This window comes from Janibacter sp. LM, from assembly GCF_039631275.1.
GTDB classification, from domain to species: Bacteria; Actinomycetota; Actinomycetes; order Actinomycetales; family Dermatophilaceae; genus Janibacter; species Janibacter terrae.
In genome coordinates this window covers 202,668-229,196 of sequence record NZ_JBDIVG010000014.1, presented here as the reverse complement: position 1 = coordinate 229,196, position 26,529 = coordinate 202,668, and the positions used below count along the sequence as shown (strand labels likewise).

Genomic DNA, 26,529 nt, shown 5'->3' with positions numbered 1-26,529 from the left:
TCGGCGTCGCCGACGCGGGACCGCCGCCCGTCTACGCGGTGCGGGTGAGCGGCTCGCCGGTCGCGACGCGGCCTGATCGGCCGTGGCACCCGGCGTGACGCCTCACCCGCCCCAGGTTTCTCGGGTCACCCGATAAACCTCGCCTTCGCAAGAGTTTGAAACTCCTGCGAAGGCGAGGTTTCTCTTGCTCAGCACGAAGGGAGCAGCTCAGGCCTTCGCGTTGGACGGACGACCCCACGGCCCGGTGATCGCGAAGGTGCGACCCGGGCTGCTCTGGATGTTGACGAAGAGGGTCGAGCCGTCCGCGCTGAAGCACGGGCCGGCCCACTCGCTGTCGCTGCTGAGGTTGCGCGCCAGCGGGTAGGCCTTGCCCTGGTCGGTGACGCCGACCAGGTGCGACGTGCCATTGCCGTCCTCGGCGAGGATCAGGCCGCCGTGGGGGGAGACGGTGATGTTGTCCGGCCCGTCGAACTCGTCACTGGTGTCCGGGTCGGAGTTGACGCCGAAGATCGTCGTGAGCGTGATCGTCTGCTTCTTCGGGTCGTAGAACCACACCTGGCCGTCGTGCTCGTTGACCGAGCCGTCGGACAGGCGCGCGAAGGAGGAGACGACGTAGGCGCCGCCATCACCCCACCACATGCCCTCGAGCTTGCGGGCGCGGGTGACCTGGTCGTCGCCGAGCTGCTTGCGCACGGAGGTGGTGCGCGCGTCGCGGTCGGGGACCTCGACCCACGTCACGGTGTACTTCGTGTTCGGCTTGGTGGCGTAGGACAGGTCGGGCACGTGGCGGCCCTCGGAGTCGAAGGCCTTGAGCGCCTCGAAGGCACCGACCTCGACCGCGCCGTCCGCAGCGAGGGCGTGCAGCGAGCCCTTGCCCTGGACGTAGCCGGTCGGCGGGGTCCAGCGGTAGAAGAGGCCGTTCGGCTTGCCGGCGTCCTCCGTCAGGTAGATCTGGCCGACGGTCGGGTCGACCGCGGCGGCCTCGTGGGCGAAGCGGCCGAGGAACTTCAGCGGGATGTTGGCCTTGCCGAGGTTGGCGGCCTGGCTGGTCGGGTCGACCTCGAAGACGTAGCCGTGGTCCTTGGTGTAGCCACAGCTGCCTGCCATGGCCTCGGTCTCCTCGCAGGTCAGCCAGGTGCCCCACGGGGTGATGCCACCCGCGCAGTTGGTGGCCGTGCCGGCGACGGAGGTGTAGTGCTCCAGGACGTTGTCGTCCTTGTCGACGACGAGGGTGGAGGTACCGCCCTTCGCGCCCTCGTCGTAGACGAGGCCATCGACGTGGGGGACGGGGGTGGCGGAGGACCCGAGCTCGTGGTTGCACACGAGGGTCGAGCCGCCGGACGGACCGGCGAAGCAGCCCATCGCGTCCTGCTTGCCGGGGACGGCATACCCACCGCGGGTCGTGGTGCCGGCCTCGGCGAGGACCTTGTACGAGAAGCCCTCAGGCAGGGCCATGAGCTCGCCGGCCGTGCGCAGCGGGCCGTACCCGGCCGACATGCGGGTGATCTGGGCGGCGGAGGCGTGCGAGGCGAAGGGGGCGGCGCTGCCGGCGACGAGCAGGCCGAGGGCGCCGGCGGAACCGCCGAGCAGGGTGCGACGGTCGAGGGTGTGGTCGGACATGTCTCTCCTGGGGATCAGAGGATGAGGGGTGTCCTGCCACCCTTGGTCGCGCAGACGTCCGCCCGGGAGACCCGTGGGGGTCCTCCGGGCGAACTCTCGGTGAAGATCGGCGGCTACGCGGCGAGCAGCGCGTCGATCTGGCCGGCGGCCGAGCGGGAGCCCTCCTCCATGCCCATGTCGAGGACGGTCTGCAGCTCCTCGGCGGTCGCATAGGCCGAGGTCGTGACCATGCGGGCGCCCTCGGGCGTCTCGCTGAGCTCGACGGTCATCGTCGAGACGGGGGCGTCCTCGACCTTGTTGCCGTCGGCGTCGGCGAAGAAGTCGCGGGCCGTGAACCCGCGCGGCTCGTCGACGCTCGTGATCTCCCACCCACCGGGGTAGAGCTGCCCGTCGGGTCCGGTCATGTGGTACCTCACGACGCCGCCGGGCGTGAGGTCGTGCTCGGTGACGGTGGCGGGGTGGGTCTCGGGGCCCCACCAGCGCTCGAGCTGGCGCGGGTCGGCCCAGACCTGCCAGAGCCGCTCGACGCTGACGGGGTACTCCGCCGTGATGACGAGGGCGTGGTTGTCGGTGTCCTTGGTGATGTCGGTGACGGGCATGGTGCCTGCTCCTTGTGTCGTGGTGCGTGTCAGTCGGTGGTGTCGGCCAGCAGGGCGTCGATCCCCGCGAACCGGCCGCGCCACACGTCCTCGAGCTCGGTGAGCATCGCGCCGACCGCTCGCACGGCCTCCACGTCTCCGCTCGCCAGGGACTCGCGTCCGCTGCGCCTCTTGGTGACCAGCCCTGCCCGCTCCAGCACGGCGACGTGCTTCTGCACGGCGGCGAAGCTCATCGGGTACTTCTCGGCCAGGGCCGACACCGAGTGCTCGCCCGCCAGCACGCGACGCAGGATGTCCCGCCGTGTGCTGTCGGAGAGCGCGTGGAAGAAGGCGTCTGCCCGCTCCTCGTCCGTCGGTGCCATGACACCAACATACAACCGTTTGGTTGTACATTGTCAAGGGGCGCTACTGCTCCTCGCCATCGGGCCGCATCAGGGGCCGCAGCTCGATCGTCTCGCCGGGACCGGCGAAGTGGCGGGCGATCTCCTCCGCCCGCTCCCGGTCCACGACGTCGACGAGGAAGTACCCGGCGAGGTGCTCCTCGCCCTGCGCGTACGGGCCGTCGGAGGCGACCGGGTCACCGTCCGCCCAGCGGTGGAGTGTGGCCCTCGCCGGGTCACCGAGGGCCTCCGCGGTGACGAGCTCTCCCTTCTCCTGCATGTCGGTGAGGAGCCGCCCGAAGCGGGCGTCCATCTCGTCGCGCTGCTCCTGCGGCAGCGCCTGGTGCTCGGCGACGAAGTCCCCGGTCGGGTGACCCCACGGCTGGGGGCTGGAGTGGACGAGGATGACGAATTTCATGGTGGACATCCTGCCGGGAAGCACGCCGTCGTGCCGGACGTTGGGACCGGCGATGACTGCTGACGCCGCCGCCCAGACCGCCCGCCTCATCGACCTCGGGGCACACACGCTCGCCGGGCTCGACCCGACCGCCTTCGCCGAGCTCGTGCCCGACGCCCCGGAGGGCGAGGGCGTGCTCGTGGTCTCCCCTTCGCTCGTGCCGGCGGCGGACCTCGCGCCGCTCCTGGCGCTCGACGGCAGGCCGGGGTTCGTCGTCGAGGACATGACCGATCTGGCCGACTTCACCCCGATCGAGGGCGAGACCGTGCCCGACGCGCCGCTCTACTGGGTCACCGACGTCGAGCGCGGCGACGAGATGGCCAACTGGTCGCCCGACGAGGCGCTGCCGGCGATCCGCGCCCGCGGGCGCCACCCGCTCACCGTGAGCGAGGGCATCAGCTGGCTGCTGCAGGAGCCGGAGCGGCTCGAGCGCAACCGGTGCTTCATGACCATCGCCTCGCGCAAGCCCAAGGCGAAGGGCCTCGACGAGCGCACCCCCGCCCTGTGGATCAGCAACGGCACCGGCCGCGACGGCACGGCCCGCAAGGGTGCGCCCAAGGTCGGCTGGTGCTGGGCGGGCAACCGGCACACGTGGCTCGGCTTCGCCTCGGCCGTCTCGCGGGTCTGAGGCCGCCGAGGGCTTCGAGGCTCCGGCCGGGGGCGACCGCTCGTCTGCATTGCCCTAGGGGAATGCAGCGTCCTGAGGCGTTTTTGAGGTCTTTCGACCTCCCATCCACCCGGCCCGGCAGTGGAGGCTGGAGGCATGACAGCGACGTCCACCCCCTTCGCCCGGCTGCGGCAGGCCGACTGCCGGGTCGAGGACCTGCGCGCCCTCCTGGAGGCCCAGCGCGACCCGGAGCTCGCCTTCACCGACCGGGTCGAGCAGCAGGTGCCCGTCTACGACGCGGCGGCCCTGCGCGAGGCGATCGCGACCGAGGCCGGCGTCGAGGCCGTCGAGGCCGAGCTGGCCGCGGTCCTCGCCGACGGGCCGGGGATCTTCGTCCTGGCCGGTGCCCTCGACCACGCGGTGGTCGACCGGGTCTCCGCGGCCTTCGAGGAGATCATCACGGCAGAGCGGGCGAAGGGGGGCGAGGTCGGCGACCACTTCGCGGCCGGCGGCGTCAACGACCGCATCTGGAATGCCCTGGAGAAGCTCGCGACCGCCCGCCCCGAGGACTTCGTCGACTACTACCGCGACGACCTCGTCGCCCTCGCCGCGCACGCCTGGCTCGGACCCGGATACCAGGTGACGAGCCAGGTCAACGTCGTCAACCCCGGCGGCGTCGGGCAGACCGTCCACCGCGACTACCACCTCGGCTTCGCCTCGCCCGAGGTCACCGAGCGCTACCCGCGGCACGTCCACGCGCTCTCCCCCGTGCTCACCCTCCAGGGCGCGGTCGCGCACTGCGACATGCCCGTCGAGACCGGCCCGACCCTCTACCTGCCGCACTCGCAGAAGTACGCCCACGGCTACCTCGCCTACTGGCTCGACGAGTTCCAGGAGTACTTCCGCGACCACCACGTGCAGCTGCCGCTGGCGAAGGGGGATGCCGTGTTCTTCAACCCCGCGCTCTTCCACGCGGCCGGGTCCAACCACACCGCCGACGTGCGCCGGATGGCCAACCTGCTCCAGATCTCCTCCGCCTTCGGCCGCGCGATGGAGTCCGTCGACCGCGTGCGCATCGTCACTGCGACCTACCCGGCGCTCCTCTCCCGCAAGGCCGCCGGGCACGACGTCGACCACGCGGTGGCGGCGGCTGCGGAGGGGTACGCCTTCCCGACCAACCTCGACCTGGACCAGCCCGTCGACGGCATGTCACCCCCTTCGCAGGCCGACATCGTCCGGCAGGCTCTCACCGAGGGAGTCTCCCCCGAGGAGCTCGCCACCCGGCTGCGTGACCACGCGGCCGCCCGTCGTACCACCCAGGAGGACTGATGCAGGAGCTGCTCACCGACAAGGTCGTGCTCGTCGTCGGTGGCACCTCGGGTCTCGGGGCGGGCATCGCCCGCGCCGCGGCCCGGGAGGGTGCCACCGTCGTCGTGAGCGGTCGCCGGGCCGAGCCGGGCGAGGCCCTGGCCGCGGAGATCGGCGGGTCGGTCTCCGCCGTCACCGGCGATGTCTCCGTCGTCGAGGACGCGAAGGGGGTCGTCGCCCGGACGATCGAGCGCCACGGACGCGTCGACGCCCTCGTCAACTGCGCCGGGCTGACCGACCGCGGGTCGATCCTCGACACCGACCCGGAGCTCTTCGACCGGCACATCGCGACCAACCTGCGCGGGCCCTTCTTCACGATGCAGGCGGCGATCGCGGACATGACCGGGCGCGGGGCTCCGGGCACGATCGTCAACATCGCCAGCATCAGCGCGCTCGGCGGCCAGCCCTACCTGGCCCCCTACGTCGCGGCCAAGTCCGGCCTGCTCGGCCTGACGAAGAACGTCGCCCACGCGCACCGCTTCGACCGGGTCCGGGTCAACGCCCTCAACATCGGGTGGACGCAGACCGCGGGTGAGGACGCGACGCAGCGGCGCTTCCACGGCGCCAGCGACGACTGGGTGGAGCAGGCGAACGCCCGCCTCCCCATGGGCAAGCTCGGGCAGGTCGACGAGATCGCGGACGCGGTCGTCTTCCTGCTCTCCGACCGCAGCGGCGTCGTCACCGGCTCCGTCATCGACTGGGACCAGCAGGTCATCGGAGGACAGGACTGACATGCGCATCGGACTCATCGGCCTCGGGCGCATCGGCGCGTTCCACGCCGACACCTTCGCCGGGCTCGACCACGTCGACGAGCTCGTCGTCACCGACCCGGTCGCGGCAGCCGTCGAGGCCGTCACGGCCCGCATCGGCAAGGCGCGCGCGGTCGCCGACCCGGCCGCCGTCCTCGCCGACGGCGTCGACGGCGTCGTCATCGCCGCGGCGACCAACGCGCACGCCGAGCTCATCCGCGCGGCGGTCGACGCGGGCATCCCGACCTTCTGCGAGAAGCCGGTCGCCGGCACCATCGCCGAGTCCCTGGCCGTCGAGGCGGCGGTCGCCGGGAGCGATGTGCCGGTGCAGATCGGCTACCCGCGCCGCTTCGACCCGGCCTTCGTCGCCGCGCGGGAGGCCGTCCGATCGGGCGCGCTGGGGCGGATCACGACGGTCCGCTCGACGACCCTCGACCCCGCGCCGCCGCCGGCGGCCTACCTCGCGGTGAGCGGCGGGATCTTCCGCGACTGCTCCGTGCACGACTTCGACGCGGTGCGCTGGGTGACCGGCCAGGAGGTCGTCGAGGTCCACGCCGTCGGCTCGGTCGACCCCGACGCCGCCCCGGAGATGTACGCCGACAATGGCGACTTCTCGAGCGTCTCGGCGCTGCTCACCCTCTCCGACGGCACGATCGGCGTGGTGTCCGACACCCGCACCAACGGCGCCGGGTATGACGTCCGCCTCGAGGTGCACGGTGTCCGCGACGCGGTGGCCGCCGGTCTCGACGAGGGTCTGCCCCTGCGCTCGACCCAGCCGGGCATCTCCTGGCCGGGCGGCCCGGCGCACGGGTTCTTCATGGACCGCCTCGCGCAGGCCTTCCGCGTGGAGCTCGGCGTCTTCACCCAGGTCGCGGCCGGGGAGGTCGACAACCCGTGCACCGTCGCGGACGCGATGGGCACGGCGTGGACGGCCGAGGCGGCGACGCTGTCGGCCGCGCAGCGCCGGCCGGTGACGATCGCGGAGGTTCGCGCCGCCGCGGGCGCCTGAGTCACAGCAGCGAGCGAAGGGGGACCCCCGGGTCCTCGAGGTCGCTCACGTCGGGCCTCGCGCCCGCCGCGATGAGCTGCTCCGCGACGCGGATGTCCTTGGCCACCACCGGTCCTCGCCCCAGCGAGGTCGCATCGAGCACGCGCCCGTCGGCGGCCAGGCCGAGGTGGAGGAGCGAGCCGTCCTCGCGCGCGCGGACGACCTCGCGCTCCCCGGGGCCGGGCACCCCGGCGGTCTGCAGCATCTGGTCGTACTGGTCGGACCAGAACCACGCGACGGCTGCGTGCGGCTCGGTCTCGCCGAGCATCGCCGCGGCCGCGCTCGCTGCCTGGTCGTGGGCGCTGCGCCAGGACTCGATCCGCACGCGCCGGCCGCTGCGCGGGTCGGGGTAGGACGCGCAGTCCCCCGCCGCCCAGACGTGCGGGTCGCTCGTGCGCAGCAGCTCGTCGACGACGATCCCGTCCTCGACGAGCAGGCCTGCGGCAGCGGCGATCTCTGTGACCGGCTCGGCGCCGACGCCCGCGACGACGGCGTCGGCCACCACGGTCTCCCCGGTGGAGAGGGTGGCCCGCAGATGGCTCCCTTCGTCCTGCACGGCGGTGACGGTCGTCCGGGTGCGGACCGTGACGCCGTGGTCGGCGTGGAGGGCGACGACACGCTCCGCGACGACCGCGGGGACGGCCCGGGCCAGGGCACGGTCGGCGGCCTCGATGACGGTGACCTCCATGCCCCGCTCGCGCGCCCCGGCAGCGACCTCGAGCCCGACGAACCCCGCCCCGATGACGAGCAGGCGCCCACCCTCGCGGACGACGCCGCGCAGCGCGTCCGCGTCCTCGCGGGTGCGCAGGTAGTGCAGGTGCTCGAGGTCGAGGCGGCGGGCGCGCGAGCCGAGCGCGAGGAGCAACCGGTCGTACGGGAGCGGCCCGGCGTCGGTGACCACGGTCCGCGTCCCGAGGTCGATCGAGGTGACCTCCACCCCGAGACGAAGGGAGATCCCCGCCCCCTCGAGCTCCTCGCGGGTCCATGGGTGGACGAGGTCCGAGGCCTCGGCGGCGAGCGAGGCCTTCGACAGCGGGGGACGCTCGTAGGCGTGCACCGTCTCCCGGCCGATGAGGGTGATGGGGCCGTCGAACCCCTTGTCCCGCAGGGTCATCGCCGCGCGGGTCCCGCACTCGCCGGCCCCGACGACGACGATGCCCGGCTCCAGGGGTGCGCGCTCGCTCATGAACCGACCCTCGCACACGCACCGGATCCCGCGATCGTGCCCACCCGCCGGGACGTGCCTCCCCTTCGCCCACGCGTCACTGCGAGACTGGGTAGGACACGGACGTCACCCAGGAGGACCCATGAGCCCCATCCCGCCCGAGGACATCGAGACCCAGGGCCACGCCGGCCTGCTCATCGGATCGCTGTGGAGCCCACCCGGCGACCCGACCTGGGTCGCGGTCATCGCCCACGGCTACGGGGAGCACATCGGGCGCTACCAGTGGGTGGCCGACCGCCTGACCGCCGACGGGGCCGTCGTCTACGCCCACGACCACGTCGGCCACGGGCGCAGCGAGGGCGAGCGGGTGCTCGTCGGGGACTTCGAGCCGGTGGTCGACGACCTCGACCTGCTCGTCCAACGGGCCCGGGCGGAGAACCCGGGGCTGCCGGTCGTGCTCATCGGTCACTCGCTGGGCGGCATGATCGCCGCGCGCTACACCCAGCGGTACGCCGACCGGCTCACCGCCACCGTGCTCTCCGGCCCGGTCCTGGGGTCGTGGGCGGCCACGGGCCTCGCCGACCTCGAGGAGATCCCGTCCACCCCCATCGACCCCACGACCCTCAGCCGGGACCCCGACGTGGGCCGTGCCTACGAGGAGGACGAGCTCGTCTGGCACGGCGACTTCAAGCGCCCGACGCTGCGCGCCCTCAAGGCCGAGCTCGAGGCGATCACGCTCGGTGGGCGCCTGACGGTCCCGACGATCTGGCTGCACGGCGAGGACGACCAGCTCGTCCCCATCGGCCCGAGCGACGAGGGCTGGGCACACATCGCGCCCGACCAGGCACCGTCCAAGCGCTACCCCGGCGCCCGGCACGAGATCTTCAACGAGGTCAACCGCGAGGAGGTCCTCGACGACGTCCTGGCCTTCGTGCACCAGCACATCCGCTGAGCGCGTTCCAACCCCTCAGGGTGGTCCGCCGCCCCCTTCGTCCCTGACTCGTACTCGCGATCAAGATTCACAGGACGAGTCAGGGGCGAAGTCCGGCGGGGAGCATAGTGCGTGCCGCCGCCGGTCATCAGTCGTTCTGCGGGAACCCCAGGTTCAGCCCACCGTGGCTCGGGTCGAGCCACCGCTGCGTGACCGCCTTGGTCCGGGTGAAGAAGTGCACGCCCTCGATGCCGTGGGCGTGGGTGTCGCCGAAGAGGCTGTTCTTCCACCCGCCGAAGGAGTAGTACGCCATGGGCGTGGGGATCGGCACGTTGATGCCGACCATCCCGACCTCCACCTCGTGCTGGAAGCGCCGCGCGGCCCCGCCGTCATTGGTGAAGATCGTCGTCCCGTTGCCGTACGGGTTGTCGTTGATCAGCTGCAGTCCCTCGTCGTACGAGCCGACGCGCACGACCGAGAGGACCGGCCCGAAGATCTCGTCGGTGTAGATCGTCATGTCCGGCGTGACCCGGTCGAAGAGCGTCGGCGCCAGGAAGAAGCCCGAGCCCAGCTCGCCGGCGCCCTCGCGCCCGTCGATGACCAGCTCGGCACCCGCGGTGACGCCGGCCTCCACGTAGCCCGTCACCTTATCGAGGTGGGCGCGGGTGACGAGCGGGCCCATGTCGGCCTCGCTCATGCCGTCGCCCGTGCGCAACGTGCGGGTGCGCTCGGCGATCTTGGCGACGAGCTCGTCCGCGATCACGTCGCTCGCGAGGACGACGGAGATCGCCATGCACCGCTCGCCGGCCGCGCCGTAGCCCGCCGAGACCGCCGCGTCGGCCGCGAGGTCGAGGTCGGCGTCGGGCAGGACGAGCATGTGGTTCTTCGCCCCGCCGAGCGCCTGGACGCGCTTGCCTGTCGCGACCCCGCGCTCGTAGACGTAGCGCGCGATCGGGGTCGACCCGACGAAGGAGATCGCCTTGACGTCCGGGTGGTCGAGCAGCGCGTCGACGGCCTCCTTGTCGCCGTGGACGACATTCATCACGCCGTCGGGCAGGCCGGCCTCGCGCCACAGGTCGGCGATGAGGTTGACGGCGGTCGGGTCCTTCTCGCTCGGCTTGATGACGACGGCGTTGCCCGTCGCCACGGCGACGGGCACGAACCACAACGGCACCATCGCCGGGAAGTTGAAAGGCGAGATGATCCCGACGACACCGAGCGGCTGCAGGATCGAGTAGGCGTCGATGTCGGTCGAGACGTTCTCCGAGAACCCGCCCTTGAGCAGGTGCGGGATCCCGCAGGCGAACTCGACGACCTCCTGGCCGCGGGAGATCTCCGCCTTGGCGTCCTCGTAGGTCTTCCCGTGCTCCGCGGTGATGGCCCGCGCGATCTCGTCCTTGTGCTGCTCGAGCAGCTGGCGGAAGGCGAAGAGCACCCGGACCCGGCGGGCCAGCGAGACGTGCCGCCACTCCTGCCACGCCCCCTTCGCCCGGGCCACGACCTCGTCGACGACGTCGGCGCTCGCGAGGTCGAGCGCCCCCGTGACCTCGCCCGTCGCGGGGTTGAAGACCTCCGACGTGCGCGCGGCCTCCCCCTCCCACGACGAGTGACCGACGAGGTGGGTGATGCGGCCGGGAGCGGTGCGGGTGGAGACGCTCATCTGTGCCCTCCTTTGGGCAAAGCGGGGTATTTGTCCTGACATGCTAACAAGACAACCCCGGCACGTCACCCCCCGTGGTGCGACTCCTCGTCGGGCCGGGGGATGAGGAAGGACAGCGCGAGCGCGAGGACGAGGAGCACCGCACCCGTGAGGATGCCGGCGCGGTACCCGGCCCCTGCGCCCGCTGCCGAGCCCACCGCGGTGTCGATCCCGAAGAGGAGCGCGAAGCTCAACCCGGCGCCGAGGTTGAAGGCACCGGAGTTCATCCCCGGCAGGTACCCCTGGTTGTCCTTGGGGCTGAGCACGACACCGAGGCCGTTGAGCATGATGTTGCACGTGCCCGCATAGCTGATGCCGACGAGGACGAAGACCGCCAGGAGCAGCGCCGGCGTCAACGACTCCGCGAGGAGCGCCGTCCCGACGAGCGCCCCGATGCTGACGCCGAGCCCGACGCGCAGCACCCGCGCGTATCCGCACCGCGCGGCGAGCTGCCCGGCGACCGGCCCCATGACGAAGCCCGCGAGCGCATACGGCGTGAGCGTCCACCAGGACACCTCGTCCGCCCCGAGGGCGATCCCGCCGTCGGGGTCCTGGGCGATGTTGGGCAGCAGGCCGTTCATCACCGCGAAGACGCCGGACATCGTGAGCAGGGTCGTCCCGAGCAGCGCCCAGGTGCGCCGTTGCCGCAGGTAGCGTGTCGTGACGAGCGGGTGCGCGACCCGCTGCTCGAGCTGCCAGAAGACGGCGAAGGCGACCGCCGCGACCCCGGTCAGGCCGATGACGAGGAGCCAGCTCGCGTCGGCGACCTTGCCCGCCTCGTCGAGGGCGAAGTACAGCGCCGCCAGGACGATGACGAGGGCGGTGACCCCCTTCCAGTCCATGGGCACCGAGCGCTCCGAGCGGGACTCGCGCGTCCCCAGCGCGATCGCCACGAGGGCCAGGACGCCCATGACGGCCATGGCCCAGAAGACCGAACGGAAGCCCCAGGTCGCCGCGAGCCACCCGCCGGCGAGCGCGTCGACGCCGGCGATGCCGCCGTTGACCGCGGTGAGCACCGCCATCAGCCGGGCGTACCGACGCCCGTCCGGCACCTGCACGCGCAACATGATCAGGGCCATGGGCACGATCGGCCCGGAGATCCCCTGCACCACCCGACCGACGCCGAGCGCCCCCACCGTCGGGGCGAGCGCGGAGACGACGGCGCCGACGGTGGTCACGGCGAGCATGCCGAGCATCAGCCGTTTGCGCCCGACGAGGTCGCCCCAGCGCGGCAGGAACAGGGAGAAGAGCGCCGCCGACGCGAAGAAGGCCGTCTGGGTCAGGCCGACCTCGGCCGACGTCGCCCCGAGCTCGCGCTCCATCGTCGCGAGGACGGGCGAGAGCATCGACGCGCTGAGCTGGAAGGCGAAGATCGCCGACAGCAGCGCGGCCATCAGCCCCACCACACCGCTCACGGTCGTCGTGGGGCGGACGTCGGGCGGCATGGTGGTCATGCGGGGAGGGACTCCGGCCCCTCGCTCGCCCCCGGGTGGGCGAGCACGCGCCGGGACAGGGCGTGGCCGGACTCGACCGCCTCCTCCAGGCCTGCCCCGCGGAGCACGGCGGTGAGGAACCCGGCGTTGAAGGCGTCGCCGGCGCCGGTCATGTCACGGACGCCGTCGACGGGTTCGACGGGGACGGTCGCGACGACCTCGGGGCCGCGGATGATGCGGGTCGGGTCCTGGCCGGCTCGGGCCAGCACGACGGTGTCCGGCAGGTCGCGGGCGAGCGGACCCGCGCCGTCCCCCTCCACGAGCTGCAGCAGGGCGGTCTCGTCCTCGTTGGCCGAGATGAAGTCCGGCGCGAGGTCGCGGACGAGGTCGGCGAAGGCGTCCCGCCCGTGGAGCTCGATCATCCCCGTGGACGACAGGTCGATCGAGATGCGGCCACCGGCCGCGCGCACCCGCCGGGCCGCGTCGAGGACGCTCGACGCGGAGGGATCGCTCGCCAGCGAGTAGCCGGTGAGGTGCAGGATCTCCACGCCCTCGAGCCAGGCGTCGTCGACGGGAGCGATGCGGGCCGACTCGCCGCGGGAGGGGAACATCATCCGCTCGCCGCGGTCGTCGATGAGCACCACGATCATGCCGGTGATCTCGCCGACCTGGAGGCGCACGTCGACCCCGCGCTCCTGGAGCTCGCGGCGCACGGCGTCACCGCCGAGGTCGTCGCCGACCCGTCCGATGAACCGCGTCGGGTGCCGCGGCCCGGCGAAGGCGGCGACATTCGCCGCCGACCCGCCGCGCCGCGTGGTGATCTCGGAGAGGGTGTCCGTGGCGGGGCGCAGCGGCTCCTGCATCCACACCACGACGTCCTGCACGACGTCGCCGATGACGCCCAGCACGGCCGGTCAGCCCTGCGTCAGCGCGACGGCGATCTCGGACGCGAGCCGGACGTTGTTGCGGTAGAGCGCGACATTGGCGTCGAGGCTCGCGTCACCCGTCTCGCGGCGGATGAAGTCGAGGAGGAAGGGGGTGACCTGCTGGCCGGAGATGCCCTGCTCGTCGAGCGCGGCCCAGGCCTTCTCGATGACGCCGTCGAGCAGCGCCGGGTCGAGCTGCTCGTCGGCCGGGACGGGGTTGGCGACGAGGAGGGCGGTCGTCAGGTCGAGGGCGCGCTGGGTCGCGTAGATCTTCGCGGCATCCTGCGGGGTCTCGATGCGGTGCGGCACGGGGAACCCGGACTCGCTCGAGTAGAAGCCGGGGTAGGCGTTGGTGCGGTAGCCGACGATCGGCACGCTCAGGCTCTCGAAGCGCTCGAGGGTCGCGTGGACGTCGAGGACCGCCTTGGCGCCGGAGCTGACGAGCACGATCGGGTTGAGCGCGAGAGCGAGCAGGTCGGCGGACTCGTCGAAGTTGGTCGACGCACCGTGGTGCACGCCACCGAGGCCGCCGGTCGCGAAGACCTTGACGCCCGCACGGTGGGCCAGGAGGGAGGTCGCGGCGATGGTCGTGCCGGCGTTCTTGCCGTTGACCGCGCCGATCGGCAGCTCGCGGATGCCGGACTTGAGCACGTCGTCGTCCTGGCTGAGCTCGACGATCTCGTCACGGGTCAGGCCGACGACCGGCTCGCCGTGGACCACACCGATGGTGGCCGGTACGGCGCCCGCGTCACGGACGATCTGCTCGGCCTCCTCGGCGACCTCGACATTGCGCGGGCGGGGCAGTCCGTGGGTGAAGATCGTGGACTCGAGGGCGACGACGGGTGCGCCGGCGGAGACGGCCTCCTGCACCTCGGCGGCGACGCGGACGAAGGGGGTCATGGCTCTCCTGACGATGAGGACGAAGGGGATCTCCCTCCCACGGTAGGAAGACCTGCCCCGGTGAACCAGACCCACGTCGGTATCGCGTCATAGGCTGGCGCCTATGCAGTTCACGCTCCGTCGGCTGACGGTCTTCGCGACGCTCGCGCGGACCGGGCACTTCGGGCGCGCCGCCGACGCCCTGGGGTTGGCCCAGCCGACGGTCAGCGGGGAGATCCGCGGCCTCGAGCGCACCCTCGGCGTCCGGCTCTTCGAGCGCTCGCGCGCCGGGACGACGCTCACCCCTGCGGGCCGGGAGCTGCTGCCCGCGGCGCAGGAGGTCCTCGACGCCGCGCACCGCTTCGAGTCGGCCGTCGACCGGGTCTCCGCGACGCGCGAGGTCGTGCGCCTCGCCGCGTCCCCCAGCCTGGTCAACCGCGTCGTGCCGCAGGCCCTGCGGGCGGTCGGCGCGCTCGACGACGGCCCCCTCGTGGAGGTCGTCGAGGTGCTCACCGGCGGGGTCTCGGCCGCCCTGACCGCCGGCGAGGCCGAGGTCGGTATCGGGCACCTCGTCGACCGGGTGCCCGGCACGAAGCGCGCGACGCTCGGCGCGGACGAGCTGTGCGTGCTCGCCGCCCGGGGCCGCCTCCCCGCGGGCGAGCCCGCCGACCTCGGTGCGCTCGAGGACCTGCGGCTGCTCATCTGGCCGCGGGAGCAGAACCCCGCGTACTACGACCTCGTCCTGCGGGCCTGCGACGCCAACGGCGCCCACCCCCGGGTCGTCGAGTCGACGACCCGGTTCTCCGGGTCCTACTCGTACCTGCTGACCGACGGGCAGGCCTTCGCGCTCGTGCCCATCGACTACGCCCGGGAGGCCCCTGCCAGCCTGGCGTGGGCCCCCCTTCGTCGTCCGGCGCGGCTGCCGCTGCACGTGACCTGGCGCAACGACCCGACCCGCGGCGCGCAGGTGCTGCTCGAGGCCCTCTCGCGCACGAGCCGCGAGGGCGCCTAACCCGCGACCAGATCGACGTCGACGGCCTGCCCGCTCGTCAGGGACTCCATGCCGGCGGTGCACACGACCGTCGAGGCGTAGCCGTCCCAGCTCGTCGGACCGACCCGCTCGCCACGACGGCAGGCATCGACCCAGGCCTGGACCTCGCGGTCGTAGGCCCGCTCGAAGCGCACCCGGTAGTCGGGGTCGATCGGGCCGCCCCACGCGCCGGCGCCGCCGGCCGGGTCCGAGGAGGTCGTGTAGACGCCGCTGGAGGGACGTCCGATGACGGCGCTGCCGTCCTCGCCGACGGCCTCGACCCGCACCTCGTAGCCGGTCCGGCTGTTGACGAAGACCTCGTTGGTCACCACGGCTCCCGAGGCCATCTGGAAGATCGCGACCTGCGGGTCGAGCACCCCGGCGAGCGCGTGGCGCGTCGGCCTCGGGCCGAGCACTTGGATCGAGACGATCTCCTCGCCGAGCAGCCACCGGGCGCAGTCGACCTCGTGGACGAGGCTGTCACGCACGATCATCTCGGAGCGGAAGGCGGGGTTGGGCACGCTGAGGTTGCGGTGCGTCTGGTGCAGCAGGAGCGTGCGACCCATCCGGCCGGAGTCGAGCACGGCCTTCAGGTGCGCGTACTCCGGGTCGAAGCGCCTCATGAACCCCACCTGGACGAGCGGTCGGCCGCCGGCCCGCTCGGCCTCGATGACCCGCAGCGAGGACGCGCTGTCCATCGTCAGCGGCTTCTCGCAGAGCACCGGCAGCCCGCGCCCGATGCAGGCGAGCAGCTGCTCCTCGTGCACGGCCCCCGGAGAGGCGAGCAGCACCGCGTCCACGTCGTCGGCCGCGACGAGGTCGAGGGGGTCGGCGTGGACCGTGACACCGCCGAGCTCCTCGGCGAGGTCCGCCGCCCGCTCGACGTCCGGGTCGGCGACCGCCGCGAGGCTCGCGCCGGCGATCCGGGCAGCGAGCCGGTGGGCGTGGTCGGCCCCCATGAGCCCGACGCCGACCACCCCGACACGCAGCGTGGGGCTCACCCCTCGTCCCGGACCTGCGGCTTGCCGGGCCCGGCCAGCTGCACCTCCGGGTGGGCCGGGTCGACGGTCTTGTCGGGATCGACGTCGCCGAGCTCGTGCTTGAGCTCGGCGAGCTCCTGGCCACCGGCCATCTCCGCGGTCAGCTGGTCGAGGGTCAGCTCGTCGCGTGGTGCGTCGAGGGTGAGCCGACCGAGCTTGAGGATGATGAAGTGGTTGCCCACGAGGTAGGCGTGGTGCGGGTTGTGCGTGATGAAGACGACGCCGAGGCCGGCGTCGCGCGCCTTGGCGATGTACTTCAGCACCACGCCCGACTGCTTGACGCCGAGGGCAGCGGTCGGCTCGTCGAGGATGATCACCTTGGCGCCGAAGTAGATCGCCCGGGCGATGGCGATGCACTGCTTCTGCCCACCCGACAGGCCACCGACCGGACGGTCGAGGTCGCCGATCTGGATGCCCATCTTCTGCAGCTCCTGGTCGGCGATCGTCCTCATCCGCTGGGCGTCGAGGAAGAGCCCCTTGCGGATCTCGTTGCCCATGAAGAAGTTGCGCCACACGGACATGAGCGGCGTCAGGGCCAGGTCCTGGTAGACGGTCGCGATGCCCAGGGCCTGCGCGGCCCGGGGTGAGGCGAGATGGCGCTTGATGCCGTCGACCTCGAAGCTGCCCGAGGTGTGCTCGTGCAGGCCCGCCATGATCTTGATCAGGGTGGACTTGCCGGCGCCGTTGTCGCCGAGGACGCAGGTCACCTCACCGGGGTAGACCTCGAGGTTGACCCCGCGCAGGGCGTGGACGTTGCCGTAGGACTTGCCGACGTCCCTCATGACGACGAGCGGCTCGATCCCCTCCGGCCGGGCGTGGCCGGTCCTGGTGCTGGTCACGGTGCTCATCGCGCATCCGCCTTCTTCTTCACGTAGAGGTTGACCAGGGTCGCGAGCAGGAGCATCACGCCGAGGAAGGTGTAGAACCAGTCGACGTTCCAGCCCGCGTAGTTGATGCCCAGACGGGTCATGCCGAAGATCAGGGCGCCCAGGGCCGCACCGACGACGGAGCCGTAGCCACCCGTGAGCAGGCACCCACCGACGACCGCGGCGATGATGTAGATGAACTCGTTGCCGACGCCCTCTCCGGACTGCATGACGTTGTAGGAGAAGAGCAGGTGCATGCCGAGCATCCACGCGCAGAACCCGACCGTCATGAAGAGACCGATCTTCACCGCCTTGACCGGGACGCCGACGGCCCGGGCCGCGGCCGCGTCACCACCGACGGCGAAGATCCAGTTGCCGACGCGGGTCTTCTGCAGCACGAGCGCGCCGATGACCACCAGGACGACCCAGTAGACGACGAGCGACTTGATGTTGACCGGGCCGACCTGGACGCTCCACGCGAAGACCGACTGCGCCGAGGTGAACCCGGACATGTCGGAGATCGCCGGCGTCGAGACGGTGCCGCCGACGAGGCGGGTCACGGCGAGGTTGGCGCCCTGCAGGACGAAGAAGGTCCCGAGGGTGACGAGGAAGCTCGGCAGCCCCGTCCGCATGAGCAGCCACCCGTTGAAGGCGCCGATGGCCAGCGAGACGACGAGCGCGACGAGCACGCCGACCCAGACGTTGACGCCGAAGTTCCACGCGGTGAGCGCGGCGACGATGCCCGAGCTCGTCGCGGCGACACCGGTCGACAGGTCGAACTCGCCGCCGACCATGAGCAGCGAGACCCCGACGGCCATGATCCCGATGGCCGAGGCCGCGTAGAGGATCGTGCCGGTGTTGCCGAGGCTGCGGAAGGACGGCGCCACGGCCATGAAGAGGACCATGACGGCGAGGGCGCCGATGAGTGCGCCGACCTCGGGCCGGGCGAAGAGGAGTCCCATCCTCCCCTTCGCCGCGACCCGGTCGTCGACCTCGGCGGTGGACGTCTGCGCGGTCATGAGATCACTTCTTGAGCAGCAGGTCGACGTTCTTGTCGTCGACGAAGGCGGGCCCGGTGAACGTGGGCTGGCCACCACCGACGGAGGCACCCTTGTTGGCGCGCAGCCACAGCGCGTCGACGGCCATGTAGCCCTGGACGTAGGGCTGCTGGTCGACGGCCCACTCGATCTTGCCGTCCTTGATCTGCTGCAGGGCCTCGTCGTTGAGGTCGAAGGTCGCGACCTTGGCCTTGCTGCCGGCCTCGCCCACCGACTTCTGGGCGATGAGGGCGAAGGGGGCACCCAGCGTGAGGACGTGGGTGATCGCCGTGTCGTCCTGCAGCTTGGCGGTGATCGTCGACTGGACGTCAGCCGTGTCGGTGCCCTTGACGTAGATCTTCTCCGACTTGTCGAACTTGGAGGCGACGCCCTTGCAGCGGGCCTCGAGGCCGACGTGACCCTGCTCCTGGATGACGCAGAGGGTCTTGCCCGCCTTCTCCTCGGTGAGCCGCTCGCCCGCGGCCTCGCCGGCGAGCTCGTCGTCCTGCCCGAAGAAGGACAGCACGCCCATGTCCTTCCAGTCCTCCATGCCGGCGTTGAGCGCGACCACGGGGATGTCCGCGCCCACGGCGTTCTCGACATTGCCCTTCATCGCCTCGGGCTTGGCGAGGGTGACGGCGATGCCGTCGACCTTCTTGTCGACGGCCTGCTGCACGAGGGTCGCCTGACGGGCCCCGTCGGGGTCGGCGGTGTACTCGAGCTTGATGTTGTCCTTCTTGGCCGCGTCCTCCGCGCCGGCCCGCACCTGGTCCCAGAAGGTGTCCCCGGGAGCGGCGTGGGTGACGAGGGCGACGGTCATCTCGGGGGTGTCGGCCTTGCCGCCGGCGGAGTCCCCGCCGGAGTCCGTCTGCTTGCCCCCCGAGGAGGAGCAGGCGGCGAGCGCGAGCGCAGCCACCGCCGAGGTCGTCATGACGCCGACACGAGTGATGCGTGACATGGGATCTGCCTTTCTCTCGTCCGCCGCGCCGTTGCGGTGGACCGTGGAGGGAGGGTGCCCGGGACGGGCACCTCGTTCAGTTGTGAGTCTGGCCGCTCTCGTCCGGGTGGTGTCGGAGATCGGCAGGTGCGAGATGTGTTCGTTGTGCGGTCTTGGCCTGCTCGTACCCGGTGCGCGCCCCCTGCGTGCTCGCCAGGTGGCTGACCTCCGCCACCGGCACGTCCCACCAGCTGGCGGAGTCCGGGCCGAAGACCATCGGGTCGGTCTCGACGTGGATGACCACCGGCCCGCCGTCGGCCGGCGCGGCCTTGGCCGCGCGGATGGCCGCGGCGAGGCCCTCGCGGTCGTGCACCTCGATGACGTGGCAGCCGAGCGATCGGGCGTTGGCGGCCAGGTCCACCGGCAGCACCTCCCCGTCGAGCCGACCCGACTGCGCACCCCGCGCCCGGTAGGCCGTGCCGTAGCGCTGGGACCCCAGCGACTCCGACAGCGACCCGATGGAGTGGAACCCGTGGTTCTGCACGAGCACGACGATGACCTTGGTCCGCTCCTGCACGGCGGTGACGAGCTCGGTGGGCATCATGAGGTAGCCCCCGTCGCCGACCATCGCGAAGACGTCGCGCGTCGGGTCGGCCCAGCGGACGCCGATGGACGCCGGCACCTCGTAGCCCATGCAGGAGTAGCCGTACTCCACGTGGTACGCCCGCCGCTCGCGCACCCGCCACGCCTTGTGCAGGTCACCGGGCATCGACCCGGCGGCGCAGAGCAGGACGTCGCGCGGGTCGCTCAGCTCGTTGACGAGCCCGAGGACGCTGCCCTGGGTGAGTCGGCCCTCGGCGAGCGCGTCGGTGACCCGGGGCGAAGGGTGGTGGCTCGCCTCGACCTGCGCGTCCCAGTCCGCCCACAGGCGGGCCTGCTCCTCGCGGTACGCGTCGTCGACGGACCAGCCGTCCAGGGCGGCCGCGAGGGCGGTGAGCGCCTCGCGGGCATCACCGACGACGCCCAGGCCGGAGTGCTTGGCCGCGTCGAAGGAGCCGATGTTGAGGTTGACGAACCGCACCCCCTCCGCCGCGAAGGCCGTGCGGGAGGCGGTCGTGAAGTCCTGGTAGCGCGTGCCGACGCCGATGACGACGTCCGCCTGCGCCGCGACGGCGTTGGCCGCGGTCGTCCCCGTGGAGCCGACGGCGCCGAGCAGCTGCGGGTTGCCGTGCAGCAGCGAGCCCTTGCCGGACTGGGTCTCGCCCACGGGGATGCCGGTGGCCGCGCAGAGGGCCGCGAGCGCGTCCTCCGCCCCCGAGTGGTGGACCCCGCCCCCGGCGACGATCATCGGCCGCCGGGACCCGCGGATGATCTGGGCTGCGGCGGCGATGCGCGCCGGCTCGGCCGGCGGCCGGGCGATGTGCCAAGCGCGGTCGGCGAAGAGCTCGACCGGCCAGTCGTGCGCCTCGGCCTGCACGTCCTGCGGCAGGGAGATCGTCACCGCACCCGTCTCGACGGGGTCGGTGAGCACCCGCATCGCCGCGAGCAGGATGCTCGACAGCTGCTCGGGGCGGCGCACCTCGTCGTAGAACCGGGAGAGCGGGCGGAAGGCGTCGTTGACCGTGAGGTCCCCGCCGTGCGGCTGCTCGAGCTCCTGCAGCAGCGGGCCGGCCGCGCGGGTGGCGAAGGTCGAGCTCGGCAGGAGCAGCACCGGCAGCCGGTTGATCGTCGCGAGCGCCGCCCCGGTGAGCATGTTGGTGCTGCCGGGTCCCACGGAGGCGGTGCAGGCCCACGTCTGCAGCCGGTCGCGCTGGCGGGCGTAGGCGACGGCGGTGTGGACCATCGCCTGCTCGTTGCGCGCCAGCACGTAGGGCAGGGGCGGCTCCCCGTCCGCCGCGAGCTCCTCCTGGAGGAGCGCCTGCCCGACGCCGGCGACGTTGCCGTGGCCGAAGATCCCGAGGCAGCCCTCGACGAGCCGCTGCCGCTGCCCGTCCCGCTCGCTCCACTGGTGCCCGAGGAAGCGCACCAGCGCCTGGGCCACCGTCAGCCGCACCGTCTCCCCACGCTCGCTGCTCATCGCTGCCCCTCCCAGGTCTCCCGGATCGCCCCGTGGGCGGGGTCGTCGCAGATCAGCCAGACCCGGTCGGGTCCGGGACCGGCCATGACGTTGAGGTAGTACAGGTCCGCGTCGGGCGCGGCCATCGCCGGGCCGTGCCAGCCGTGCGGGACGAGGACGGTGTCGCCGGTCGCGACCTCGACGAGGACGTCGATGTCGCGCCCCTGCGCGCCGTAGACCTGCTGGTACCCGACGGGCTGGCGGCCGTCCGCGCGGTCGGTGCCCCGGGTGACCGGCGCGGCCTGGTCCCCGGCGGTCTGCGTCTCGAAGTAGTAGATCTCCTCCAGCCGGCTCTCCTGCCCGGGCCGGTCGGTGTCGTGCTTGTGCGGCGGGTAGGAGCTCCATCCGCCGGCGGGCGTGACGACCTCGCAGGCGAGGACCTGCTCCGCACCGGGCAGCGTGCCCGGCATCGCGAAGCCGCGGACCTCGCGGCTGCACGCCCCGGCCCCGCGCAGCTCGACGGGCACGTCCGCGGCCGGCACGAGCACGATCTCGCGGCCGCCGCCGGTCGGGTCGTCGACCCGGGCACCGCACAGGGCGATCCGCGCGGGGGCGGCACCCGGGTTGGTCAGCGTGAGGGCGGTCCCGGCCGGCAGGTAGAGGGTGTCGCTCGGCCCGGCGAAGACGCTGGGGCGCCCTGCGAGCACGTGCTCGGCACCCCCGGCGGTCACGGTGACCCCGCCCACGAGGGGCACGACGACGCCCTCCTCGCCGACGAGCTCGTGGTCGAGGGTGGCGCCCGGCTCGAGCACGGCGACGCGCAGCGAGGTGTGCTGCCAGCCCTCGACGGCGTCGGTGATCTCGACGACCCAGGCTCCCCCCTTCGGCGCGAAGGGGTGGAACCAGCGCTCGTTGTCCGCTCCGGTGCGGGGGGTGTGGTTCACGCGGCACCCCCGTGGACGAGGCCGGCCGCGATGTCGACGGCGCCGGCGACATCGCCGTCCGGCGGGTAGAGCAGCGCGCGCCCGACGACGAGGCCGCGCACCTGCGGGAGGGCGAGCGAGCGGCCCCACGCGGCGTACGTGTCGTGCGGGTCGCCCAGCGGGTCACCGCCGAGGAGGAGCGAAGGGAGGGTCGTCGCGTCCATGACCCGCTCCAGCTCGTCGACGACGGGCAGCTTGAGCCAGGTGTGCGCGCTGCTCGCGCCCAGCCCGGAGGCGACCGCGATGGACCGGATCGTGGAGTCGGGGTCGAGCAGGTTGACCACCTTGCCATCGCGGCGCGCGGACCAGAAGGGCTCGACCATGGCCATCGTCCGCCCCGCAGCCAGCTCGGTGACCGCCCGGGCGCTCGCCTCGAGCGTCGCGGCCGTGGCGGGGTCGTCGAGGGCGATGCGGGTGAGCATCTTGCCGCCGTCGAGCCCGCGGGCGACGATCTCGGCCGCCGTGTAGCCGGTGAAGCGGTCGTCGAGCTCGAACGAGGAGCCTTGCAGGCCACCGCGGTTCATCGAGCCGACGACGACCTTGTCCTCGAGCGCGCCCATGAGGAGCAGGTCGTCGAGGACGTCCGGCGTGCCGAGCACGCCGTCGATCCCGGGCCGCGAGAGGGCGGTCGCCAGTCGGGCGAGCAGGTCGGATCGGGAGCCCATCGCGAAGGCGTCGCCACGCACCCCGAGCGCCCCCCGGGCCGGGTGGTCGGCGGCGACGACGAGCATCCGACCGTCGTCGGCGAGGAGCGGGCGGCGGGTGCGGGCCGCCCAGCGGCGCTCGACGGCGCCCGGGTCGGCGGCACGGACGCCGGTGATCGCGGCCACGTCGACGAAGGGGGTGGTGGCGGAGGTCGGCGTGCTCATGCGGGCGCTCCCTCGGTGGTGCGTCGGGCGAGGGCGTCCTCGACCTCGGCGGTGGTCGGCATCGCGGTGCTGCACTCGAGCCGGGAGGCGACGAGGGCCCCCGCGACATTGGCGAACTCGAGGATGCGTCGCAGCTCCCACCCCGCGAGCAGCCCGTGGACGAGCGCCCCGCCGAAGGCGTCTCCCGCGCCCAGGCCGTTCACGACCTCGACGGGGAAGGGCGGCACCTCGACCCGCTCGTCGGCGGTGGCGGCGAGCACCCCCTTCGGTCCCTGCTTGACGACCGCCAGCTCCAGGCCGCGCTCGAGGAGGGCGTCGGCGGCGCGGTGCGGGTCGGTCTCGCCGACGGCGACCTCGCACTCCTCACGGTTGCCGACGGCGATCGTCACGTGCTCGAGGGCACGGCCGACCTCGGCGCTCGCCTCCTGGGGCGTGGACCAGAACATCGGCCGGTAGTCGAGGTCGAGCACGGTGTGGCGGGCTCGGCCCCGTGCCGCCCAGGCGACGTGGTGGGCCGCGCGGGAGGGCTCGGCGCACAGACCCGTGACGGTGGCCCAGAAGACCCGCGCCCCGCGGATCTCCTCGAGCGGCAGGTCGGCCTCGGTGAGCATGAGGTCCGGCGCGGTCGGCCAGCGGTAGAAGTACAGCGGGAAGTCGTCCGGCGGGTGCACCTCGCAGAAGGTCACCGGCGTCGGCGGGCCGTCACCCTCGATGGGGGTGATGAACTCGCCCGCGACACCGAGCCGCTCGGCCTCGGCGCGCACGTACCGCCCGAAGGCGTCGGCCCCCGTCTTGGTGACGAGCGCGGTCCGCAGCCCGTACCGCGCGGCAGCGACGGCGACATTGGTCGCGGACCCGCCGAGGAACTTCTCGAAGGTGCGCACCTCCTCCAGCGGCACCCCGTGGTCCAGGGGGTAGATGTCCACCCCGGTCCGGCCCATCGTCACGAGGTCGTACATCAGCGCATCCCCTCCGCGATCGACGTCAGGTGCGCGACCGACTCCCGGACGTCCGCGACGGGGTCGGCGGCCCCCTTCGCCGTAGCGGGGTCGGCGGGGTCGCCCGCGAGGACCGTGTCCTGCTCGAGCACGTACCAGCCGTCGTACCCGGCCCCCTCGAGCGAGCGGACGATGGCGGCGATGTCGACGTCGCCGCGTCCGAGGGCCACGTACATGCCGGCCGCGACGGCCTCGGTGTAGCCGGCCCCGCCGTCCTGCACCTTGCGCGCCCAGGCGAGGTCGACGTCCTTGAGGTGGACGTGGGCGATCCGCTCGGGGTGGCCCTGCGCGACGCGGACCGGGTCGCCGCCGCCGATGAGGAGGTGCCCGGTGTCGAGGCACAGCCCGATGCGGGACCCGGCGAGCACGCGGTCGGTCTCCCCGCCGGACTCGACCATCGTGCCGACGTGCGGGTGGAGGGTGGCCGTGAGCCCTTGTGCCGCAGCGGCATCCGCGATCCGGTCGAGGTTGCGCAGCAGCGTCGCCCAGCCGGCGTCGTCGAGCTCGGGCCTGGCGTCGTACCCCTCCGCCCCCGTGGCGGCGGCGATGACGACGGTGGTGGCCCGGGCGGCGACGAGGCCCGCCATCGCGGTCTCCACGGCGGGAAGGGGGTCGACCCCCGGGTCGTGCAGGACGACGGGGACGAACTGGCCGACGGCGGCCAACCCGTACCGGGCGAGCGTCCCCGCCTTGTCGGCCGGCGCGTCGGGCAGGAAGCCGTCGGGGCCGAACTCGGTCGCGGCGATGCCGAGCTCGCGCATCTGCGCCAGGACGGTCGCCGGCTCGTGCTGCCAGCCCCAGCCGGGCACCTCGCAGACGCCCCAGGAGATGGGCGCGGCGGCGATGCGCTCGGTGAGTGGGGTGCGGGTCTGGGTCATCGTCACAGTCCTTCGATCTCGGTCAGGTCGACGGGGCGGCGCTGCGCACGCGAGAGCTCGCAGGCCTCGGCGGTGCGGTACGCCGCGAGGGCGTCGGAGATGGTGCAGGGGCTCGGCACGCGACCGGCGGCCACCTCGCAGAAGGTCGCCAGCTCGGTCCGGTACGCGGGGCGGAAGCGGTCCATGAAGGACCAGTGCTGGGGGCCGCGGGGGAAGTCGACGTCCGCCTCGGCGCTGAACATCGGCAGCGAGTGGTCGAGGCCCACGGCGATCGTGCCGAGCTCCCCCATGACCTCCATGCGCACGTCGTGGCCGCCGCCGTTGTAGCGGGTCGTCGACATGAGCACGATCGTGTCGTCGTCGAGGGTGAGCACCGCGGCGCCGGTGTCGACGTCACCGGCCTCGGCGAAGAAGTCCGCGCCCTTGTTCGAGCCCACGGCGTACACCGAGGCGATCTCGCGCCCGGTGACGAAGCGGATCGCGTCGAAGTCGTGGACGCCGCAGTCGCGGAAGATGCCGCCCGAGGTCGGGATGAACTCCGCCGGCGGCGGGGCCTGGTCGTGGGTCGTGGCGCGGATGGTGTGGACGAAGCCCAGCTCGCCCGAGGCCACCGCCTCGCGCGCCCGGCGGAACCCCGCGTCGAGGCGCCGCTGGTGCCCGATGTGCACCGGGGTGGCGCTGTCGGCCTCCAGGCGGGCCAGCTCGATCGTCTCCCCGAGCGAGGCCGCGACCGGCTTCTCGCAGAAGGTGGGGACGCCTGCGGCGATCCCGGCCCGGATCCACTCGGCGTGCCCCGGGGTCGCCGTCGCGATGACGAGCCCGTCGAGCCCGGCCCCCAGGAGCTCGCCCGGGGTCACGGTCTCCACCGTGGCGTCCGGGTGCCCGACCCGCAGGTCCTCCGCCACCCGCGCGACCGTCGCCGGCCGGGCGTCGCTGATGACGAGGCTCGTCAGGGCCGGGAGGCCGAGCAGGGTGTCGGCATGGAAGGCACCGATCCGGCCGAGGCCGATGAGACCGATCCGCATCGCGGGGGACGCTCCTTTGCGTAGGTGGCCGCGCACCGTGGCGCGAGGTTGCGCGCAACTCTTCCCCACCCTTCGTCCTGCTGTCAATGCTTTGTCAGGACATATGCACGTCATGCCTCGCTGACGTCCTGGGCGTATGCTCCCCGCATGCCAGCGCTGCAGCTCGACGTGGTCATCGACCGCGGGTCGCCCGTCCCGCTGTACCACCAGCTCGCGGAGCAGCTGACCGCGGCGATCGACGACGGCCGGCTCCAGCCCGGGGACCCCTTCGAGAACGAGATCGCCCTCGCCGGACGGCTGGGCCTCTCCCGCCCCACCGTGCGCCGCGCGATCCAGGAGATGGTCGACCAAGGACTGCTCGTGCGGCGCCGGGGGCTCGGCACGACCGTCGCCAACCGCAAGGTGCACCGCCGCGCCCGGCTGTCCTCGCTCTACGACGACCTCGAGGCCGAGGGGCGCGAGCCGCGCACCGAGGTCGTCGAGATCGAGCTGCGCACCGACGAGCGGGCCGCCGCGGCGCTCGACCTCGACGCCGACACCGAGATGCTCTCGATCGTGCGGGTGCGCTCCGCCGGCGACCAGCCGCTCGCCCTCATGCACAACTGGCTGCCGCCGGCGCACGCGGACATCTCGCGGGAGGACCTGCAGGAGCAGGGCCTGTATGCGCTGCTGCGCCGCCGCGGCGTCAAGCCGGTCGTCGCCCGCCAGTCGATCGGGGCCCGGATGCCGACGGCCGCCGAGCGCCGCTCCCTCGGGATGCGCTCGGGCCAGCCGGTGATCACGATGACCCGGATGGCCTTCGACGCCTCCGGCGCCGCCATCGAGTTCGGCGACCACGCCTACCGGGCCGAGGACTACACGATCGACCTCATGCTCGACGAGCGCTGACCGCAGCCCCCTGCATTGCCCTAGGGGAATGCAACTTCTTGACGTCGAGAGAGTGCATTGC

General features: G+C 72.6%; 26 protein-coding genes. 7 read left to right on the top strand and 19 right to left on the bottom strand.

The window, feature by feature from the left end:
- Positions 1–207: 207 nt before the first annotated feature.
- The 4 genes from ABC138_RS09500 to ABC138_RS09485 all read right to left on the bottom strand — a co-directional run bounded on the left by ABC138_RS09500 (position 208) and on the right by ABC138_RS09485 (position 3,017).
- Positions 208–1,620, bottom strand: coding sequence for an alkaline phosphatase PhoX (locus ABC138_RS09500; protein ID WP_345913502.1), 1,413 nt, complete (start codon positions 1,618–1,620; stop codon positions 208–210).
- 113 nt (positions 1,621–1,733) lie between these two features.
- Positions 1,734–2,219 carry an SRPBCC domain-containing protein gene (locus ABC138_RS09495; RefSeq protein ID WP_068327853.1) on the bottom strand — a complete coding sequence of 162 codons (486 nt, stop codon included), beginning with the start codon at positions 2,217–2,219 and terminating at the stop codon, positions 1,734–1,736.
- Between the two features lie 29 nt (positions 2,220–2,248).
- Positions 2,249–2,581, bottom strand: a complete 333-nt coding sequence (locus ABC138_RS09490; RefSeq protein WP_068425995.1) for a metalloregulator ArsR/SmtB family transcription factor — start codon at positions 2,579–2,581, stop codon at positions 2,249–2,251.
- Between the two features lie 43 nt (positions 2,582–2,624).
- The gene (locus ABC138_RS09485) at positions 2,625–3,017 is read right to left on the bottom strand and encodes a YciI family protein (RefSeq protein ID WP_345913501.1); all 393 of its coding nucleotides are present in this window, start codon (positions 3,015–3,017) and stop codon (positions 2,625–2,627) included.
- Between the two features lie 52 nt (positions 3,018–3,069).
- On the opposite strand from ABC138_RS09485, the gene ABC138_RS09480 reads away from it, so the two are divergent.
- The 4 genes from ABC138_RS09480 (at position 3,070) to ABC138_RS09465 (ending at position 6,789) form a co-directional block, all read left to right on the top strand.
- Complete coding sequence (locus ABC138_RS09480; protein WP_345913500.1) at positions 3,070–3,684, top strand: DUF5701 family protein; 615 nt, start codon at positions 3,070–3,072, stop codon at positions 3,682–3,684.
- A 135-nt stretch (positions 3,685–3,819) separates the two neighbouring features.
- A complete protein-coding gene (locus tag ABC138_RS09475; RefSeq protein ID WP_345913499.1) occupies positions 3,820–4,992 on the top strand; it encodes a phytanoyl-CoA dioxygenase family protein in 1,173 nt (390 codons plus the stop codon).
- On the top strand, positions 4,992–5,762 hold the full coding sequence (locus ABC138_RS09470; protein ID WP_345913497.1) for an SDR family oxidoreductase: 771 nt from the start codon (positions 4,992–4,994) through the stop codon (positions 5,760–5,762). The genes ABC138_RS09475 and ABC138_RS09470 overlap by 1 nt, the downstream gene beginning before the upstream one ends.
- A gap of 1 nt (position 5,763) precedes the next feature.
- The gene (locus ABC138_RS09465; protein ID WP_345913496.1) at positions 5,764–6,789 is read left to right on the top strand and encodes a Gfo/Idh/MocA family oxidoreductase; all 1,026 of its coding nucleotides are present in this window, start codon (positions 5,764–5,766) and stop codon (positions 6,787–6,789) included.
- Between the two features lies 1 nt (position 6,790).
- Here ABC138_RS09465 and ABC138_RS09460 read toward each other — a convergent pair whose 3' ends face one another.
- Positions 6,791–8,014 carry an FAD-dependent oxidoreductase gene (locus ABC138_RS09460; RefSeq protein WP_345913495.1) on the bottom strand — a complete coding sequence of 408 codons (1,224 nt, stop codon included), beginning with the start codon at positions 8,012–8,014 and terminating at the stop codon, positions 6,791–6,793.
- A gap of 121 nt (positions 8,015–8,135) precedes the next feature.
- Here ABC138_RS09460 and ABC138_RS09455 point away from each other — a divergent pair, with 121 nt between their 5' ends.
- Positions 8,136–8,945 carry a lysophospholipase gene (locus ABC138_RS09455; protein ID WP_345913494.1) on the top strand — a complete coding sequence of 270 codons (810 nt, stop codon included), beginning with the start codon at positions 8,136–8,138 and terminating at the stop codon, positions 8,943–8,945.
- A gap of 127 nt (positions 8,946–9,072) precedes the next feature.
- On the opposite strand, the gene ABC138_RS09450 is transcribed toward ABC138_RS09455, so the two are convergent.
- The 4 genes from ABC138_RS09450 to ABC138_RS09435 all read right to left on the bottom strand — a co-directional run bounded on the left by ABC138_RS09450 (position 9,073) and on the right by ABC138_RS09435 (position 13,882).
- Complete coding sequence (locus ABC138_RS09450; RefSeq protein ID WP_345913493.1) at positions 9,073–10,584, bottom strand: CoA-acylating methylmalonate-semialdehyde dehydrogenase; 1,512 nt, start codon at positions 10,582–10,584, stop codon at positions 9,073–9,075.
- A gap of 65 nt (positions 10,585–10,649) precedes the next feature.
- Positions 10,650–12,077, bottom strand: coding sequence for an MFS transporter (locus ABC138_RS09445; RefSeq protein ID WP_345913492.1), 1,428 nt, complete (start codon positions 12,075–12,077; stop codon positions 10,650–10,652).
- Positions 12,074–12,964 (bottom strand): PfkB family carbohydrate kinase, encoded by an 891-nt coding sequence (locus ABC138_RS09440; RefSeq protein WP_068327817.1) that lies wholly within the window; start codon positions 12,962–12,964, stop codon positions 12,074–12,076. The genes ABC138_RS09445 and ABC138_RS09440 overlap by 4 nt, the downstream gene beginning before the upstream one ends.
- 6 nt (positions 12,965–12,970) lie before the next feature.
- Positions 12,971–13,882, bottom strand: coding sequence for a pseudouridine-5'-phosphate glycosidase (locus ABC138_RS09435; RefSeq protein ID WP_068425964.1), 912 nt, complete (start codon positions 13,880–13,882; stop codon positions 12,971–12,973).
- A 103-nt stretch (positions 13,883–13,985) separates the two neighbouring features.
- Here ABC138_RS09435 and ABC138_RS09430 point away from each other — a divergent pair, with 103 nt between their 5' ends.
- Entirely contained in the window at positions 13,986–14,873 is an 888-nt protein-coding gene (locus ABC138_RS09430) for a LysR family transcriptional regulator (RefSeq protein ID WP_345913491.1), read from the top strand.
- On the opposite strand, the gene ABC138_RS09425 is transcribed toward ABC138_RS09430, so the two are convergent.
- From ABC138_RS09425 to ABC138_RS09380, 10 genes are all read right to left on the bottom strand, one after another.
- On the bottom strand, positions 14,870–15,892 hold the full coding sequence (locus ABC138_RS09425) for a Gfo/Idh/MocA family oxidoreductase (RefSeq protein WP_345913490.1): 1,023 nt from the start codon (positions 15,890–15,892) through the stop codon (positions 14,870–14,872). The two genes, ABC138_RS09430 and ABC138_RS09425, sit on opposite strands and share 4 nt — an antisense overlap.
- Positions 15,889–16,779 (bottom strand): ATP-binding cassette domain-containing protein, encoded by an 891-nt coding sequence (locus ABC138_RS09420; RefSeq protein ID WP_345913489.1) that lies wholly within the window; start codon positions 16,777–16,779, stop codon positions 15,889–15,891. Before ABC138_RS09420 ends, ABC138_RS09425 begins: the two co-directional genes overlap by 4 nt.
- Positions 16,776–17,816, bottom strand: coding sequence for an ABC transporter permease (locus tag ABC138_RS09415; RefSeq protein WP_068327806.1), 1,041 nt, complete (start codon positions 17,814–17,816; stop codon positions 16,776–16,778). Before ABC138_RS09415 ends, ABC138_RS09420 begins: the two co-directional genes overlap by 4 nt.
- A gap of 4 nt (positions 17,817–17,820) precedes the next feature.
- Positions 17,821–18,792 carry a substrate-binding domain-containing protein gene (locus ABC138_RS09410; RefSeq protein WP_338539126.1) on the bottom strand — a complete coding sequence of 324 codons (972 nt, stop codon included), beginning with the start codon at positions 18,790–18,792 and terminating at the stop codon, positions 17,821–17,823.
- A gap of 76 nt (positions 18,793–18,868) precedes the next feature.
- Complete coding sequence (gene iolD, locus ABC138_RS09405; protein WP_345913486.1) at positions 18,869–20,848, bottom strand: 3D-(3,5/4)-trihydroxycyclohexane-1,2-dione acylhydrolase (decyclizing); 1,980 nt, start codon at positions 20,846–20,848, stop codon at positions 18,869–18,871.
- The gene (iolB, locus tag ABC138_RS09400) at positions 20,845–21,771 is read right to left on the bottom strand and encodes a 5-deoxy-glucuronate isomerase (protein ID WP_068327800.1); all 927 of its coding nucleotides are present in this window, start codon (positions 21,769–21,771) and stop codon (positions 20,845–20,847) included. The genes iolD and iolB overlap by 4 nt, the downstream gene beginning before the upstream one ends.
- Positions 21,768–22,679, bottom strand: coding sequence for a deoxyribose-phosphate aldolase (locus ABC138_RS09395; RefSeq protein ID WP_345913484.1), 912 nt, complete (start codon positions 22,677–22,679; stop codon positions 21,768–21,770). Before ABC138_RS09395 ends, iolB begins: the two co-directional genes overlap by 4 nt.
- The gene (iolC, locus tag ABC138_RS09390; RefSeq protein ID WP_345913483.1) at positions 22,676–23,638 is read right to left on the bottom strand and encodes a 5-dehydro-2-deoxygluconokinase; all 963 of its coding nucleotides are present in this window, start codon (positions 23,636–23,638) and stop codon (positions 22,676–22,678) included. Before iolC ends, ABC138_RS09395 begins: the two co-directional genes overlap by 4 nt.
- Complete coding sequence (locus tag ABC138_RS09385) at positions 23,638–24,555, bottom strand: TIM barrel protein (protein WP_345913482.1); 918 nt, start codon at positions 24,553–24,555, stop codon at positions 23,638–23,640. Before ABC138_RS09385 ends, iolC begins: the two co-directional genes overlap by 1 nt.
- 2 nt (positions 24,556–24,557) lie before the next feature.
- A complete protein-coding gene (locus ABC138_RS09380; protein ID WP_068327788.1) occupies positions 24,558–25,580 on the bottom strand; it encodes a Gfo/Idh/MocA family oxidoreductase in 1,023 nt (340 codons plus the stop codon).
- A 147-nt stretch (positions 25,581–25,727) separates the two neighbouring features.
- Between ABC138_RS09380 and ABC138_RS09375 the strand changes: the two genes are divergently transcribed.
- On the top strand, positions 25,728–26,468 hold the full coding sequence (locus ABC138_RS09375) for a GntR family transcriptional regulator (RefSeq protein WP_068327785.1): 741 nt from the start codon (positions 25,728–25,730) through the stop codon (positions 26,466–26,468).
- Positions 26,469–26,529: the final 61 nt, after the last annotated feature.

What these genes read in the sequence shown, in the direction of transcription:
- ABC138_RS09410 (WP_338539126.1), bottom strand. Translation starts at nt 18,792, where the DNA reads ATGTCACGCATCACTCGTGTCGGCGTCATGACGACCTCGGCGGTGGCT.
- ABC138_RS09395 (WP_345913484.1), bottom strand. Translation starts at nt 22,679, where the DNA reads ATGAGCACGCCGACCTCCGCCACCACCCCCTTCGTCGACGTGGCCGCG.
- ABC138_RS09460 (WP_345913495.1), bottom strand. Translation starts at nt 8,014, where the DNA reads ATGAGCGAGCGCGCACCCCTGGAGCCGGGCATCGTCGTCGTCGGGGCC.
- ABC138_RS09430 (WP_345913491.1), top strand. Translation starts at nt 13,986, where the DNA reads ATGCAGTTCACGCTCCGTCGGCTGACGGTCTTCGCGACGCTCGCGCGG.
- ABC138_RS09450 (WP_345913493.1), bottom strand. Translation starts at nt 10,584, where the DNA reads ATGAGCGTCTCCACCCGCACCGCTCCCGGCCGCATCACCCACCTCGTC.
- ABC138_RS09385 (WP_345913482.1), bottom strand. Translation starts at nt 24,555, where the DNA reads ATGACCCAGACCCGCACCCCACTCACCGAGCGCATCGCCGCCGCGCCC.
- ABC138_RS09375 (WP_068327785.1), top strand. Translation starts at nt 25,728, where the DNA reads ATGCCAGCGCTGCAGCTCGACGTGGTCATCGACCGCGGGTCGCCCGTC.
- ABC138_RS09470 (WP_345913497.1), top strand. Translation starts at nt 4,992, where the DNA reads ATGCAGGAGCTGCTCACCGACAAGGTCGTGCTCGTCGTCGGTGGCACC.
- ABC138_RS09465 (WP_345913496.1), top strand. Translation starts at nt 5,764, where the DNA reads ATGCGCATCGGACTCATCGGCCTCGGGCGCATCGGCGCGTTCCACGCC.
- ABC138_RS09445 (WP_345913492.1), bottom strand. Translation starts at nt 12,077, where the DNA reads ATGACCACCATGCCGCCCGACGTCCGCCCCACGACGACCGTGAGCGGT.
- ABC138_RS09480 (WP_345913500.1), top strand. Translation starts at nt 3,070, where the DNA reads ATGACTGCTGACGCCGCCGCCCAGACCGCCCGCCTCATCGACCTCGGG.
- ABC138_RS09485 (WP_345913501.1), bottom strand. Translation starts at nt 3,017, where the DNA reads ATGAAATTCGTCATCCTCGTCCACTCCAGCCCCCAGCCGTGGGGTCAC.
- ABC138_RS09490 (WP_068425995.1), bottom strand. Translation starts at nt 2,581, where the DNA reads ATGGCACCGACGGACGAGGAGCGGGCAGACGCCTTCTTCCACGCGCTC.
- ABC138_RS09380 (WP_068327788.1), bottom strand. Translation starts at nt 25,580, where the DNA reads ATGCGGATCGGTCTCATCGGCCTCGGCCGGATCGGTGCCTTCCATGCC.
- iolD (WP_345913486.1), bottom strand. Translation starts at nt 20,848, where the DNA reads ATGAGCAGCGAGCGTGGGGAGACGGTGCGGCTGACGGTGGCCCAGGCG.
- ABC138_RS09500 (WP_345913502.1), bottom strand. Translation starts at nt 1,620, where the DNA reads ATGTCCGACCACACCCTCGACCGTCGCACCCTGCTCGGCGGTTCCGCC.
- ABC138_RS09420 (WP_345913489.1), bottom strand. Translation starts at nt 16,779, where the DNA reads ATGAGCACCGTGACCAGCACCAGGACCGGCCACGCCCGGCCGGAGGGG.
- iolC (WP_345913483.1), bottom strand. Translation starts at nt 23,638, where the DNA reads ATGTACGACCTCGTGACGATGGGCCGGACCGGGGTGGACATCTACCCC.
- ABC138_RS09415 (WP_068327806.1), bottom strand. Translation starts at nt 17,816, where the DNA reads ATGACCGCGCAGACGTCCACCGCCGAGGTCGACGACCGGGTCGCGGCG.
- ABC138_RS09455 (WP_345913494.1), top strand. Translation starts at nt 8,136, where the DNA reads ATGAGCCCCATCCCGCCCGAGGACATCGAGACCCAGGGCCACGCCGGC.
- ABC138_RS09475 (WP_345913499.1), top strand. Translation starts at nt 3,820, where the DNA reads ATGACAGCGACGTCCACCCCCTTCGCCCGGCTGCGGCAGGCCGACTGC.
- ABC138_RS09435 (WP_068425964.1), bottom strand. Translation starts at nt 13,882, where the DNA reads ATGACCCCCTTCGTCCGCGTCGCCGCCGAGGTGCAGGAGGCCGTCTCC.
- ABC138_RS09495 (WP_068327853.1), bottom strand. Translation starts at nt 2,219, where the DNA reads ATGCCCGTCACCGACATCACCAAGGACACCGACAACCACGCCCTCGTC.